The organism is Ruminococcus sp. D54t1_190329_F1 (genome assembly GCF_015551645.1).
Classification (GTDB): domain Bacteria; phylum Bacillota; class Clostridia; order Lachnospirales; family Lachnospiraceae; genus Blautia_A; species Blautia_A faecis.
In genome coordinates this window covers 64625-78734 of sequence record NZ_JADNDC010000008.1, presented here as the reverse complement: position 1 = coordinate 78734, position 14110 = coordinate 64625, and the positions used below count along the sequence as shown (strand labels likewise).

Genomic DNA, 14110 nt, shown 5'->3' with positions numbered 1-14110 from the left:
TCACCACCTTTACATCAGCTTCATGCGCCAGAGCGTGTTTGAAAAATCATTCCCGCAATCTGCACGCCCACTTTGCTGAAGATTTCACCCGAATTCGGTTGCCGTAGCCCGCTACGATGCCCTCATCTAGGCAAAATCTCCCACAAATTGTGACGCACATCTTGCAGAAAGCCTTTTTCAAACACGCTCTAATAGATCTCTGCAAAAGTCATATTTAATCCTTCTGAAATCGTAAAACTCAGATATTTTATGGTCTCGTCCACATCTTTCGGCGTCACAAACATTCCATGAAGATGTGGGGAAATCATTTCTTCCAAAAATTCTTTCTGTTCGGCCTCGTCCAGTGTCTCAAGCAAATGAGCCATAGAATCATGAACAATAGTCGCCGCATCCACCACCGTAGGCACTCCGATCCCAATCACTTTTACATTCAGATTTTCTTCTGTAAGACCATTTCTGTGGTTTCCCACCCCTGATCCCGGAGTAATTCCTGTATCCGTGATTTGAATGGTCCGATTAAGGCGCCTGGTATTTCTTGCGGCAAGAGCATCCACAGCGATCACTACATCTGGCCGTGTTATTTCCACCACGCCCTCCACGATTTCCGAAGTTTCCATTCCAGTCTGCCCCATTACTCCTGGAACAATTCCGCTGATTGCATGAAGAATCTGCTTTTCTGTACTTTTCAGTCCATACTCGCGGATCAGATGGCGTGTCATATGAAGATTCCCAATTACTTCCGGTCCCAATGAATCCGCCGTAATACCCGGATTTCCAAGCCCAACAATAAGCACGGACTTTTCCTTTTCCAGACCGATCAGCTGGCGTAAATGTCTGGAAAGTTCTTCAGACACTTCCCTGTGATAGTCCTCATCTGGCGCTGAAAGCCCTTCCGATTCAATTGTAATATATGTCCCCTGAGGTCTCCCCATCGCCCTGGCACCATTTTCCGTGGTTATTTTCACCACAGTGGTTCGAATGTCTTTTTCCTCATTATAATCTTCCTGAACCTCCACCCCGCGCACTTCTACATTGTCCTCTGTAAAGCGTTCTCTTGCCTCTACCGCCAAATCGGTTCTGATCTTATAAGTTCCCAGCATATCAGTTCCTCCATACTTTCCCAAATTCTCCCATATCACCGGCTCCGCCCTGCTGTTTTCTATGTGCAAAATGTATTTCTCATTGCAATTCATACCTTTCACAGCCACACCTTTCGATTTTTATATAATCTCCCCACTTTTTTGCAAAAATATGTATGTCAAGCATTTTTGTAAAAATATGTATTGACAATCCAAGGTAATTATTATAAACTATATAAGCATGTTCATAGGAACGCCCGTGTCTGTTCTTATGATGCAAAAAATTAATCATCATTCACGAATTGGAGGTGTACGAATTGGCTAACATCAAATCTGCAAAAAAGAGAATTTTAGTTAACAGAACAAAAGCTGCGAGAAACAAATCCATCCGTTCTGCTGTTAAGACTTCCATCAGAAAAGTTGACGCGGCAGTAGCAAACAACGATAAGGCAGCAGCAGAGGTTGCATTAAAAGAGGCTATCTCTACAATCAGCAAAGCAACTTCCAAAGGTGTTTATCACAAAAACAACTGCGCAAGAAAAGTTTCCCGTTTATCCAAAGCCGTTAACAGCATTGGCTAATAGATATCTGAATTTTTAGTTATAAGCTTATAAGTGAAAATTAAGGCAGTCGAACCGTCATCGACTGCCTTTTTTCTGTATTTTTTTGCATTCCTGTTCAGCCCACTGCCTATTTTTGCAAACATCATAGCCTGCACCAAAACGTCATCTTCTGGCTGAACTATACTTCACGATCAGTAATTCCACACTAAGCACATCCTGCAATCTGCCTGTCTTCACAGCTTCCTCTGCATCCACAAAATCCGTCACTGCCTGACGAAGTTCACTGATTCTATAGGATCTTGCACAGACTGCAATATTTTTCACCACAAAAGACGGCACTCCCAGTCTTGATGCCATCACCGGCTGAGGGATTCCTTCTTCTGCATATTCTTTTACCAGAAGCAACTGGCGAAACTGTTTCGCCAAAAGAAAAAGGATTCTCATCGGGGGCTCCTTCAGCGTGAGAAGATCATAATACAGATCCAGTGCTCTCTTCTGATTTTTCTCCGTTACTGCCCGGACCATATCAAAAATCTTATTCTGGGTCTGAGTGGTACAAACCTGCTGAATATCCTCTCCCGTTACCACATCCCGGTCACCGGTATAGGAAATTATCTTTTCCAGTTCCATCCGCAGGTTTCCCATGTCCACGCCAGTCATGGTAAGAAGGAGTTCCATATCCCGCTGGGTGATCATCTTGCCTTCTTTTTTCAGAAGCCCGGCAGCCCAGCGCATTAGCGTTTTCTCATCCTGCTGCACAAATTCTCCGATTCTACCTGCTGCCTTTACGGCTTTATACATACGGTTTCTTTTATCCACCTCATTTTCTACAAAAATAAGGCAAAGATAGTCTGGCAGTTCTTTCATATAATCAGCCAGTTCATCACATTTATTCTTAAAAAAGCCGGTATCTTCCAACAAAACCACCCTACGGTCTGCAAAAAAAGGCATGGTCTCACAAAGGTCGATCAGTTCCTTCACATCAATGTTCCGACCCTCATAATGATTAAAATTCATGGTGTCATCTTCTGGATTCAGCGCCTGCACCAGTTTATGTTTATACTGCTGTTTCAGGTAAGCTTCCTCACCATACAGCAAATACGCCTGTTTAAAATTGCCCGTCTTTATATCTTCCTGGATATTCTTCAAAATATACGCTCCTGTCATCTTCTTGTCGGTCAGGACATTCCCCAAAGGTTACTATTCACGATCTGACCAGTAGCCCCCCAGACTCTTTCAGCCAGGGTGATAGAGCTGTACTCGACATTCTACTAAACCATACCACAAATTGTGTCTTTATAAAAGTGCCTTTTTCGCTCTACATACTATTTCCCTTTTCCAAAAATTTCTTAATCCTTATCCCCTCTTTCTCCCAGCAAACTTTCACAGCACCGCTCTCCATAGTAAAACTGGTCTGGCACCCGGTTTCTTCCAGGCGTTTCGTAATTTCCGGTGACGGGTGGCCATAGGTATTGGTAGAAGAGCAGGAAATCACAGCATATTCCGGGCGCACTGTATCAAGAAACTGTTGACAGGTAGAGTAATGGGAGCCATGGTGTCCCACCTTCAAAAAGTCCACATCTTCCAACATTCCCAATTCCAGCAATTTCTTTTCCGTTTCTTCCCCGATATCACCTGTCAAAAGGCCAAGAAATTCCTCATATTTTACTTTAATCACCATACCATCTTCATTTACGTCTGCGCCAGAAGCGCTGACAGCAGGAGCAATTATCTGCAATTGCAATTTACCTGCATTCAGGCAGTCTCCTTCCTTCAGGGTTCTCACTGGAATTCCGGCCGCTTTTGCTGTCTGTTTCAGTTTTTCCCATGCAGCAGGAGGATTTTCCCACTCAGGCAGATACAAGCATCCCAATTTTACTGAATTCAGTTTTTTTACAGCCATCTCCAATATTTCCTGTACACCACTGATATGATCCTGATCTGTATGAGATATAAAAATTCCATCAATCTGAGAAATCCCCTGATTTTTCAGATACGGTAAAACCTGATATTGTCCCACACCTGATTTGTTTGTGCTTCCACCATCCACCAGAAAGCAATTCCCTTCCGGCGTCCGCAGCACAAGCCCGTCGCCCTGTCCCACATCCAGACAGCTGACAGAAAATGGTTCCGGCTCACGCCATATAAGAATAGACATGGCCAGGCATACAACTACGAAAGCAATTATTTTTCTCTCCCTCTTCCCTTTCTGTGTAAGTATCCAGACTGCTCCTGCAAACAAAATATAATATACAGCCACCTGCCACAGCTTTGGTTGTCCTGTGATCCAGATGCCAAAAGGCAGATTCCCAGATAGTTTACATAACTCTTCATAAATTCCAGCAAGAACCTTTCCAGGCAAAATCACAACACGCCCAACGGAAAAGCTTACACACCCAGCAAGCAATCCAATAACTCCGCTTCCCAGAACAACTCCTACTGTAGGAAGCACCAGCAAATTTAAAAAAATTCCAACCAGTGAAACTTCTCCGAAAAAATATAAGGAAACAGGAAGCATGGTCAGCTGTATTCCTATAGATGCGCCTAAAGCCAGATTTGCTTTGCAAAAACCTCCGGCAAATTTTTCATATATTTGCCCTGTATGTTTTCCTAAAATCATACAGCAAATATTTTTAAACTTTTTTCCAGCATGTCTTTTCCATACACTCTTTTTTCTCCGCACATTTTCCCCTTTTTCAATACGGGATAAATCCATACTCTTTGTTAATGCAGGAACCACTACGCCAGCTCCTGCTACCGCGCTAAATGACAAAAGGAACCCACTGTTATATAAATATGCTCCTGAATCTCCAAGAATTAACATAGCCGAAACAGCCAGCGCCGTTGGCAGATCATAAATCCTTCCGGTTATTTTCGCCCCTACAGATATCAAAAACATACAGACTGCACGCATAGTAGACACACTTCCACCAGTCATCACGCCGTATTGAAGCAAAATCAGCAGGGCAATTATCCCAGACGGCCAGATTCCCATTCCAGTCTTCATCAGAAGATTATAAATTCCCATCCCAATCACACTGATATGCAGCCCCGAAATTGCCAGAACATGCACAATACCAGCCATCTGGTAGCGAAGCTTTACTTCCTCATCCAGACTGCTTTTATCCCCGAGAACAATTGCCTGAAAAACCCCGGCTTCTTTTCCACCAATTCCATTCAGAACTTTACTGAGATATTTCCTTAGATCATTCATACCTTGTCGATAAGCAGAATAATTTTCCGATTTTTTTAACAATTCCGCCTTTTTCATAAAATAGAAAATATGCTGGCTGGCATAATACTGTCTGGCATCAAATTCTCCTGGATTTCGCATCTCACCTACTCTCTCCAGATTTCCAGACACCAAAACAACAGTTCCTGCCGGAACATCTTCTTTTTTCTTTAAAAATACTTTTACATTTTCAATAGATATTTTCTTCGGTTGATTTTCCTTTGATTGATTCTTCTTTGGTTGATAAATCAGATATGTATTGCTAAGATAAACAGATTGTGAAAATTCATTTTCTGTGGTCTGTGTCACTTCTCCGCAGATTGTGACCTTGGGATGTTCCCGGATCCAGGAGTCCACATTTTCCGGAACAGGATTTCCTCTGATCAGTGGAAATCCTGCCCGGTCGGCCACACACATAAGGAGCATCAAGACCAGACACACCATGCAAAGCGGTCTTTTCGTCATTTATAAACTCCTTTAGTATTTCATTTTATAAGCGTTATTGATTGATTTTTTCAAACACGCTCTAATTCTCTTTCAGGATCAGATCTGTATTTTTACTGAAAAGACTGTACAAAGATGTTCCATCACTTAACTTAGCCTCTGTATCACCTTCGATTGAAATCTGCACTTTATCAGCAGATGTCGTATCCAGAAGAGAATTTACCACGGAATAGATCATGGTGTTCACCGGGATATCAATTCCTGAATCTGAAAAAGCGGAACTAAAATCCACATAGCACACATTATCAGACACCTCTATTCCCAGAATATCCGTATTCTGCGGAATTGTTGGATAATGCCCTTTCACCATCGGTCCTTTGGCAAGCTGTTCCAGTATTACTCTCTCTCTTGGCAGAATTCTCTTATAATATACATTTCTCTGTTCTGCCACAAGATGCTCTCCTGTCTTGTCTGTAAAATACAGAGTAAAAGTATCATACCGATACGCATCTTTATCAGAGCCCCACATTTCTACAAAAGTGTTGCCGTCAAGCAAGCCTACAGCCTGTCCCTTGGAATCGGTAAGCTCCTGATTTCCTATAAAAATCTTTATGCCGGTAATTCCTGGAATCTGAAGAAAAGTTCTTGCCACACCTGCGCGCACCAGAATCTCCCTGGTTCGGGAAATATTACTGTAATCAGCATTAAACTCCAATTCCAGAAGGGATTCATTTAAGCGGTAAGTCACCAGCTGAACTCCTGCTGGAAGCAAAGGCAGGTTCTCTCCGCTGCTCTCCTGTCCATTCAGGATTCCCATTAAATCCTGGAGCATAAATTCTGCACTTTCCTGCTCCGGATAATATCTTGTCTTTGTTACTTTCGTTTCATCTTTGTTCAAGTAATATAGATAGTACTGATTGCTGACACTTTCAGTCTTCTCTCCCTGGCTTTCCACCGAGCATCCGGTAAGAAGGCCAATGATCAGAACCAGAGCCATCGCTGTACTCAACAATTTCTTCATCTGGCACCTCCTACGGAATATATGATAAAGGAATGCGGACAGTAAAGGTAGTTCCCTCGCCTTCCTTACTTGCCACCTGAATAGTTCCATGATGCATGGTCACAGCACTTCTGGTAATCGCAAGTCCAAGACCTGTGCCGCCAATTTCTTTGGAATGGGATTTGTCCACACGGTAAAAACGTTCAAAAATTCTTCCGATGGACTCCTCCGGAATGCCCATTCCGGAATCTGCAACCTTCACATAGAAATATTTATGGTCAGCGTCAAGGGTTACACGAACCCAGCCATCATCCACATTGTATTTAATACCATTCTCAACCAGATTGCTCACGGCAAGAGTAAACTTTACCTCATCCACATCTGCTTCAACAGGGCGGAAACTGTCCAGGATCAGATCAATGTGCCTCTTATCTGCAATTGGACGGAGTCTCTTCAGGATATCCTCCAGAAGCTGATTGATATTCAGGTGCTCCACATTCAGATCAGCTGCTTTCTTATCCATTTTTACAAGAGAAAGCAGGTCTGTGATGATCTTATTCTCCCGATCAATCTCTGCAGTGATATCGCCCATAAACTCCTGATACAGCTCCTCCGGCACCCCTTCCTGGCCCACCAGTGAATCGGCAAGTACCTTCATGGAGGTAAGCGGTGTCTTCAGCTCATGGGACACATTGGAAACAAACTCATTTCTGGACTCATCCAGAATCTTCATTCTGGAAAGCATTTTGTTGAACGCATCCGTAATAAGTGCTGTCTCTGTATAATCCGGGACAGAAATCTCCTCATTCTGGTATCCATCCGTCAAATCCTCAATGGACTTGGTAACTCTGGCAAACGGCTTTACAAGAACCGTAGAAAGCACATATCCAAGAAGGACCGCCAGCACAATAATGATTCCTGTGATCAGAAGACTCTTCTGTTCCAGCTCCAGAATATTCTCTGCAATTTCATTGGAGGAAAAGCTGATCAGCATAGCACCCTGAAGCTGCTTCACCTCCGGGCTTTTCACAGGGAGAGCCATCTCAATCTTCTGTGTCTTACTATTATAGCGGCTGGCTTCCTCACCTTTGAAGCATTTGATCACCATAGTGGAGATCAAAGTTTTTCCCTCATCTACGCCATAGGTATCCTTGATAATCCTGTAATCCCTGTCAACTAACAGAATTCTGCCGTCATACACATTAGACAACAACTCCAGCTTGCTGTTTACATCCTGCGAGCTGGAGTCATTCATATAATTCTCTTTAATTAACAGGTTACACAGAATGTCACACTGCTTCTCAACAGTCTGCTTACGGACAGCCACAGCCTTGCTCTCATAGGCCGCCACCATCACATGAGCAACAATGACACTTGGTACGATTCCCAGAATGACCAGAATGATCAGAATACGAAAACGCAGACTTTTTAAAAAGCTTGGTTTCTTTTTCTCTGGCATGGCTTATGCCTGGAAATAATATCCCACACCCCATTTGGTGTGTACATATTTGGGCTCACTGGGATTCGCCTCAATTTTTTCACGTAAACGACGGATATGTACATCCACTGTACGAACATCACCAGGATATTCATATCCCCATACAATATTCAGCAGGTTCTCACGGCTGTACACTTTATTGGGATTAAACACCAGAAGTTCCAGCACATCAAATTCTTTGGCAGTCAGATTGATTTCCTTACCAGAAATAAACACGCGACGGCTCTCACAATCCATCTTCAGGTCACCAGCCTCTATTGTCTTCGCCTTGTCTTTTTCTTCCTGATTGCTGCCTGCACGGCGCATAATGGCCTTGATTCTTGCCTTTACTTCAAGAATATTAAATGGTTTGGTGATATAGTCGTCCGCGCCATACTCAAGACCGAGGATCTTATCCATATCCTCACCTTTCGCTGTAAGCATTACAATAGGAACATTTGAAAATTCCCTGATCTGCTGGCATACTTCAAAGCCATCCATCTTGGGAAGCATAAGATCCAGGAGAATAATGTCATATTTCTTCTCTTTGGCCATCTCCAGGGCTTCTTCTCCATCGTAGGCACAATCCACATCCATTCCATCCTGTTCCAGACTGAAACGGATACCCTTTACTATCAGTTTCTCATCATCTACTACCAAAACTTTCCTGCTCATTTAAGAATCTCCCTTATCCAGTTGATATCTTGTCTTTTATCTTTGAAAAGGTACCTTCCTTGATACCTTCTACATTCATAATCTCTTCTATAGAAGCAAAGTCTCCATGCTCCTCTCTGTATGCAATAATGGCTTCTGCCTTTGACTGCCCGATTCCGCTTAATGTGGAAAGCTGCCCGGCATCTGCAGTATTCAGATTAATTCGCGGATCATCGCCTGCGCCATCTCCGAAACTTCCTGTATCTCTTTCAACAGTTCCCGATGGATTTTCCACTGAGCTGCCTTGAATTTCTTCCAATCCTGAACTTCCAGACTTGTCACCATCGTTCAATGCCTCTGGCACTTTCGCCATAGCGAGTTCCAGCTCCTCAGACACTTCTTTCTCAGTAGGCACATAAATCTGCTGCCCATCTCCAATGCTTCTGGCTCTGTTCAGATAATTTATGGCTGCCTCTGGCAAATATCCTCCAGCTGCATCAACAGCCTGGAAAATACGCGCTCCTTCATCCAGCTCATAAACGCCTGGATTTACAACGGCTCCACATACATCAACGAATATTTTCTGTGGAATTGGCGTTTCTGGTGGCGAATCCAAAGCTGAATTTTCTGTATTTCCCTCTGATCCAGCATCTGAAACAGCAGACTGTTTTTCGGGATTTTCCCCTGCCGCCACGTTACTCTCATACGCAGTGCTCTCTTCTCCGGCTTTTCTATTCGAGTTCTCTTCATCTGAATCCAACTCTTCCAGAAAAACCTCTTCCCGACGTGCGCAGCCTGTCATTGCAGACGCCGTCCAGAGAAAGAACAAAACTGTCCAGATTCCACATCTGTATTTCATTTTTCTTCCCATGCAGGTTCCCCTTTCGCTTTATGCGCAGGTTCCCCTCCACTCATGCTTTACCTAATCTATTTTAACGAAACTTTACATTTTTTACAATACCATTTCTAAATTTTATCAGTCTTTTATCTATTTACCTTATTTCTCCCATTTAAATATGACAATTCCTACAATAGCCACAGCCATACCGATCAGTTTCCGCCATTGAAAATCCACTTTTTCTACACCAAACAGACCAAATAATTCAATTACATAGGCAACTGCAAGCTGGGAAATTACAATCAGCATAGCAGCCTTTGCAGGACCTAAACTTCCCATGCTTTGAATGACAGTTATGGTAATAAATGCTCCGATAATACCGCCAAGTAAAGTATATTTATTCTCCACCTGCCACAACGCGCCAATACTATCCCTCCCGGTAAAAATCCACGCCAACACACAGACCAAAAACGCAGAAAACTGTACCCAGCCGGTGGATACCCACAAGCTGGTCTGCTTAGTCATCTCTGTGTTAAAAACGCCCTGAATACTCATCAATGCACCAGATATCAACGCTACAAGAAATCCCCACATACAATACCTCCATAAACTATCCTATACTTCCAGATTCTTTCTCTAATCCAATCGATGTTCTGACAGCCTCCAAAAGGATACTCCCTTTCCCGGGAAGAAAAGGAGGTGCACTTGCAGCAGGCACCTCCATAATAGTATTATATGTATTTTTCAAAGATTCATTCACTTCGCAAGTTTTTCGCTTTTTTTCGTAACACAGCACCGGCAGAAATTAAACGCCGATAAGATCCAGAGAAAAGCAGGAATGATAATAGCAAGAACGCCCGTATTCCATACCATATGAAGCAGCATGGCTACCAATGTGCAAAAAGGAAGTACCTTTCCAGTCAACAGGTAAGTCTTATAACTTGCTTCGTAGATTTCTTCCTTCTCTGCTTCGTCACAGCTTGCAAGCCACTGCTCCTGGAATTTCATAGAAGCAGGATCGCCTTTCTTCTCAGGATAAATTCTTTGGACCATCTTTACATAACGAACCTGCCACATACCAAAATATACAACCATTCCCATAAACACAACTAGTCCTGCTAAGAACCTCCCGGTCTCACCGTCACTCTGGCTCTCAATATATTTCATAGAATATCCTGGTGAAATGATCAGCATCATAAGAACAGTTCCCACTGTACTTGCGATCATCCCCCAGCTGGAGGACACTTCAATATGATATTGCAATTCATGATATTCTTCATCCTCTGCATCCTGTATCTGGCTTCCCATTCTCTTCATCTTTCCAAAATGGATCTCACAGATCATAATACAGATTGCACCGCAGATACATTCCAACAGCACTGTATGATCACGTACAGCCAAAAGAAATGCATTCATCCCATGCCCAATAACTGCTATAGAATTCTCCCCGCTGTATGATGTAACAAAACCAAAAATTCCTCCAACAACACCACCAGCCAGCATAATCAGTACCATTTTTAAATAGGAATTCATTTTCTTCTTAGATTTTCCCTTATTCATCTTCTCCATCCTCCGTATAAGTAAAAATATCTTCCACTGTCACCTGACAGATCTTCGCCAGCTTCAAAGCCAGCGTCACTGAAGGTGAATAGTCTCCCCTCTCAATCAGGCTGATCGTCTGTCTGGACACACCAGCCAGTTTCCCCATGTCCGCCTGATTGATTCCAAGCCTGGCACGATATTCCTTCAATCGATTCTCCAGCGCCATTTCAAAGGCTCCTTTCTCATTCGTAGTGTATTCAATTATTTTTTCTGAAATGACTTATTTCATTGTCATTATGACAAGTTTGTTTGTCATTTCCTGTATTTGAATAGTATCATTGACAACTTTATTTGTCAACATGTTTTTTATATTTTCCCAAAACAACCTTGCAATCCTGTTACATCTCTACTGAAAACCGCTTTTCCAGTCTTTCTTCTGACATTATGCAAAAACATTTTCGAAATTTTCTATATTTTCCATCTATTCAACAGCTCTCACAATTGATATAATATTTTCAACAAATATGACAGCCGGGCTGGCATGTCAACTTGAAAGGAGAATCACAATGGCAAACGAAAAGAACATTGGTACCCCAGCAGAAGAGGAAATCGAGATCATCACTCTCACAGACGAAAACGGCGAAGACATGGATTTTGAGTTCCTGGACCTTGTTGAATATGAAGGAAAGCGTTACGCAGTTCTTCTCCCACCTGTAGAGGACGTGGAAGGTGAGGACGAGAACGAAGATGAAGAAGTACTGATTCTTCAGGTTGAGGACGACGGAAATGAAGAAAACGAGAGCTATGTTTTCGTTGATGACGATGACATTCTCACCGCTGTTTTTGACATTTTCAAAGAGAAATTTAAAGACGAATTCGACTTCTCAGAAGAGTAAATTTACAAAAAGCTTTTAAGCAGCTGTACTCCATACAGTGTAAAAAGTTCCATCCCCCAACTTTTGACAAGATGTATGTCAGGATTTATGGGAGATTTCCGGAATAATTTTTTAAAACAGAATCTTGAGCGATAGAAAAAAGGTACCTGAAAACCATTTCAAAGTACCTTTTTTTCTGTCGTTTTATTCTCATTTATGGCTTAAACTCAACCTACGCTGCTTTTTTAGCGAATCTTTTTTAATTTTCACCTGTTTTTTCACAAAAACTCCAGTCCTGATTTACGCCAGGCATTCATCCAAAATCTCCGCCATTTCATCGATATCCGCCTTGGTAATCACAAGCGGAGGCACAATACGAAGCACGTCGCTTCCTGCAGAAATAACCAGCAGTTTCTTCTCCAGAGCCTTCTTAACAATCTCTCCTACAGGTCGTCCCGCAATGACGATTCCCTGCATGAATCCCATACCTCTTCTTACTGCAGCACACTCATGTTTTTCCACAAGTTCATCCAGTTTTTTCTCAAGATATGGAGTTAATTCCTGTACGTGAGTAAGAATCATATCCTTCTCATAAATATCAAAAACCTTGCTTACAGCAGCACATACAAACGGATTTCCTCCGTAGGTTGTACCATGATCTCCCGGCTTCAGGGAAGCCTGTGCAACCTTCTTACTCAGTACAAATGCACCTACAGGAACACCGCATCCAAGCGCTTTTGCACAGGTCATAATATCCGGCTGTACACCATATGCCTGCCATGCAAAATAATATCCGGAACGTCCCATTCCGCACTGAATTTCATCCAGAATAAGGAGAATATCTTTCTCATTACACAGTGTGCGAACACCCTCCAGAAACTCTCTTTCCGCTGGATAAATACCGCCTTCTCCCTGTACAGTCTCCATAATAATTGCACATGTTTTATCTGTAATCTGGGCCTTTACACTCTCAAGATCATTGAAATCAGCAAATTTCACACCACCCATGAGAGGCTCAAAAGGCTCACGATAATGGGCATTTCCAGTGACAGAAAGTGCTCCGATAGATCTTCCATGGAAAGAATGATTCATAGCAATGATCTCATGATTTGCATGTCCGTCACGCTCATAAGCGTACTTTTTCGCAGCTTTTAATGCACCCTCAATTGCTTCTGTACCGCTGTTTGTAAAGAAAGCCTTATCCATGCGGCTTGCATTTACCAGCTTTGCACCAGCTTCAATAATCGGCTCATTGTAATACAAATTGGAAATATGAGTCAGCTTATTAATCTGTTCTTTCAGCGCTTCATCATATCCAGGATAATGATATCCAAGCGAATTTACAGCAATTCCTGCTGCGAAATCCAGATATTTGGAGCCTTCAGAATCAAAAAGATGCACACCCTCTCCACGTTCAAAAACAACTGGAAAACGATTATATGTATGAAGAATACTGGACTCCGCTTCTTCCATCTGATTATTCATGTTCATGGTAATATTTCTCTCCATCCTCTCTTAAAATAGCAGTTCCGATACCCTTGTTTGTAAAGATTTCCAACAGTAAACTATGAGGAATTCTTCCATCAAGAATATGAACCCGGTTAACACCATGCTCAATTGCTTCAATGCAGTTATTCAGCTTCGGAATCATTCCGCCGCCAACATATCCATCCTCGATCAGCTTTCTGGCATCCTGAATATGAAGCTCCGAAATCAGGGATGACGGATCATCTTTATCTTTATAAACGCCCTCAATGTCAGAAAGAAATGCAAGCTTCTCGGCATGTACAGCCTCTGCAATTGCGCAGGCTGCATCATCTGCATTGATGTTATAGCTGTCATAATTATCATCAAATCCGATTGGAAAAACAATCGGAAGAAAATCCTTTTCTAACAGGTCATAAAGGATTTTCGGGTTTACTTCTGTAATATCCCCTACAAATCCAATATCCTCTCCATTGGAATATTTCTTCTTACATTTCAGCAATCCACCGTCTTTTCCACTGATACCAACAGCCTGTACGCCAAGAGATTCCACATAGGAAACAAGTTCTTTGTTTACTTTGGCAAGGACCATTTCTGCTATTTCCATTGTCTGGGAATCTGTTACCCGAAGACCATTGATAAACTTAGCCTCCATACCTACTTTTCCAACCCATTTGCTGATTTCCTTGCCGCCACCGTGTACGATAATTGGCTTAAATCCAACCAGTTTCAGGAGAACTGCATCCTTAATTACATTCGCCTTCAATTTTTCATCCAGCATAGCACTTCCGCCATACTTTATTACAACAATTTTACGGTTAAAACGCTGTATGTAAGGAAGCGCCTCAATCAGTACCTCTGCCTTATCAAGATATTTCTGATTTACCATTTTTTCTCTTAACCTTTCTTTCCTATATCTTT

The 14110-nt window shown here is 42.4% G+C and carries 14 protein-coding genes and 1 pseudogene; 2 read left to right on the top strand and 13 right to left on the bottom strand.

Annotation, left to right across the window (positions count from 1 at the left end):
• Nucleotides 1-20: 20 nt before the first annotated feature.
• Together I2D69_RS20805 and gpr are read right to left on the bottom strand one after the other, a co-directional pair.
• Nucleotides 21-181 (bottom strand): annotated as a pseudogene (locus I2D69_RS20805) (DUF6783 domain-containing protein).
• A 7-nt stretch (nt 182-188) separates the two neighbouring features.
• The gene (gene gpr, locus I2D69_RS05305; RefSeq protein ID WP_118579888.1) at nt 189-1100 is read right to left on the bottom strand and encodes a GPR endopeptidase; all 912 of its coding nucleotides are present in this window, start codon (nt 1098-1100) and stop codon (nt 189-191) included.
• Between the two features lie 296 nt (nt 1101-1396).
• Between gpr and rpsT the strand changes: the two genes are divergently transcribed.
• The gene (gene rpsT, locus I2D69_RS05300) at nt 1397-1660 is read left to right on the top strand and encodes a 30S ribosomal protein S20 (protein WP_330382769.1); all 264 of its coding nucleotides are present in this window, start codon (nt 1397-1399) and stop codon (nt 1658-1660) included.
• Nucleotides 1661-1804: 144 nt separating this feature from the next.
• Here the strand turns inward: rpsT and holA are convergent, their stop codons facing one another.
• From holA to I2D69_RS05255, 9 genes are all read right to left on the bottom strand, one after another.
• A complete protein-coding gene (holA, locus tag I2D69_RS05295; protein WP_148461738.1) occupies nt 1805-2791 on the bottom strand; it encodes a DNA polymerase III subunit delta in 987 nt (328 codons plus the stop codon).
• 169 nt (nt 2792-2960) lie between these two features.
• The gene (locus tag I2D69_RS05290; RefSeq protein ID WP_173769621.1) at nt 2961-5339 is read right to left on the bottom strand and encodes a ComEC/Rec2 family competence protein; all 2379 of its coding nucleotides are present in this window, start codon (nt 5337-5339) and stop codon (nt 2961-2963) included.
• A 61-nt stretch (nt 5340-5400) separates the two neighbouring features.
• The gene (locus I2D69_RS05285) at nt 5401-6339 is read right to left on the bottom strand and encodes a GerMN domain-containing protein (RefSeq protein ID WP_173716154.1); all 939 of its coding nucleotides are present in this window, start codon (nt 6337-6339) and stop codon (nt 5401-5403) included.
• A 10-nt stretch (nt 6340-6349) separates the two neighbouring features.
• Nucleotides 6350-7777, bottom strand: coding sequence for a HAMP domain-containing sensor histidine kinase (locus tag I2D69_RS05280; protein ID WP_148461740.1), 1428 nt, complete (start codon nt 7775-7777; stop codon nt 6350-6352).
• Between the two features lie 3 nt (nt 7778-7780).
• The gene (locus tag I2D69_RS05275) at nt 7781-8470 is read right to left on the bottom strand and encodes a response regulator transcription factor (RefSeq protein WP_173734913.1); all 690 of its coding nucleotides are present in this window, start codon (nt 8468-8470) and stop codon (nt 7781-7783) included.
• A gap of 13 nt (nt 8471-8483) precedes the next feature.
• Nucleotides 8484-9320, bottom strand: a complete 837-nt coding sequence (locus I2D69_RS05270; protein ID WP_226837378.1) for a helix-hairpin-helix domain-containing protein — start codon at nt 9318-9320, stop codon at nt 8484-8486.
• A gap of 126 nt (nt 9321-9446) precedes the next feature.
• A complete protein-coding gene (locus I2D69_RS05265) occupies nt 9447-9881 on the bottom strand; it encodes a DMT family transporter (protein ID WP_173769620.1) in 435 nt (144 codons plus the stop codon).
• Nucleotides 9882-10043: 162 nt separating this feature from the next.
• Nucleotides 10044-10847 (bottom strand): DUF3169 family protein, encoded by an 804-nt coding sequence (locus I2D69_RS05260; protein ID WP_173718893.1) that lies wholly within the window; start codon nt 10845-10847, stop codon nt 10044-10046.
• Nucleotides 10840-11055, bottom strand: a complete 216-nt coding sequence (locus tag I2D69_RS05255; protein ID WP_118579737.1) for a helix-turn-helix transcriptional regulator — start codon at nt 11053-11055, stop codon at nt 10840-10842. Before I2D69_RS05255 ends, I2D69_RS05260 begins: the two co-directional genes overlap by 8 nt.
• Before the next feature lie 340 nt (nt 11056-11395).
• Between I2D69_RS05255 and I2D69_RS05250 the strand changes: the two genes are divergently transcribed.
• Nucleotides 11396-11725, top strand: coding sequence for a DUF1292 domain-containing protein (locus I2D69_RS05250; protein ID WP_173718892.1), 330 nt, complete (start codon nt 11396-11398; stop codon nt 11723-11725).
• Between the two features lie 279 nt (nt 11726-12004).
• Here I2D69_RS05250 and I2D69_RS05245 read toward each other — a convergent pair whose 3' ends face one another.
• Nucleotides 12005-13195 (bottom strand): aspartate aminotransferase family protein, encoded by a 1191-nt coding sequence (locus tag I2D69_RS05245; protein WP_173769619.1) that lies wholly within the window; start codon nt 13193-13195, stop codon nt 12005-12007.
• Entirely contained in the window at nt 13182-14078 is an 897-nt protein-coding gene (argB, locus tag I2D69_RS05240; RefSeq protein WP_173769618.1) for an acetylglutamate kinase, read from the bottom strand. Before argB ends, I2D69_RS05245 begins: the two co-directional genes overlap by 14 nt.
• Between the last annotated feature and the right edge of the window lie 32 nt (nt 14079-14110).

Coding starts and splice junctions, on each gene's coding strand:
- argB (WP_173769618.1), bottom strand. CDS start 14,078: ATGGTAAATCAGAAATATCTTGATAAGGCAGAGGTACTGATTGAGGCG.
- I2D69_RS05250 (WP_173718892.1), top strand. CDS start 11,396: ATGGCAAACGAAAAGAACATTGGTACCCCAGCAGAAGAGGAAATCGAG.
- I2D69_RS05280 (WP_148461740.1), bottom strand. CDS start 7,777: ATGCCAGAGAAAAAGAAACCAAGCTTTTTAAAAAGTCTGCGTTTTCGT.
- I2D69_RS05245 (WP_173769619.1), bottom strand. CDS start 13,195: ATGAACATGAATAATCAGATGGAAGAAGCGGAGTCCAGTATTCTTCAT.
- I2D69_RS05265 (WP_173769620.1), bottom strand. CDS start 9,881: ATGTGGGGATTTCTTGTAGCGTTGATATCTGGTGCATTGATGAGTATT.
- I2D69_RS05260 (WP_173718893.1), bottom strand. CDS start 10,847: ATGAATAAGGGAAAATCTAAGAAGAAAATGAATTCCTATTTAAAAATG.
- I2D69_RS05275 (WP_173734913.1), bottom strand. CDS start 8,470: ATGAGCAGGAAAGTTTTGGTAGTAGATGATGAGAAACTGATAGTAAAG.
- gpr (WP_118579888.1), bottom strand. CDS start 1,100: ATGCTGGGAACTTATAAGATCAGAACCGATTTGGCGGTAGAGGCAAGA.
- I2D69_RS05285 (WP_173716154.1), bottom strand. CDS start 6,339: ATGAAGAAATTGTTGAGTACAGCGATGGCTCTGGTTCTGATCATTGGC.
- I2D69_RS05270 (WP_226837378.1), bottom strand. CDS start 9,320: ATGGGAAGAAAAATGAAATACAGATGTGGAATCTGGACAGTTTTGTTC.
- I2D69_RS05255 (WP_118579737.1), bottom strand. CDS start 11,055: ATGGCGCTGGAGAATCGATTGAAGGAATATCGTGCCAGGCTTGGAATC.
- I2D69_RS05290 (WP_173769621.1), bottom strand. CDS start 5,339: ATGACGAAAAGACCGCTTTGCATGGTGTGTCTGGTCTTGATGCTCCTT.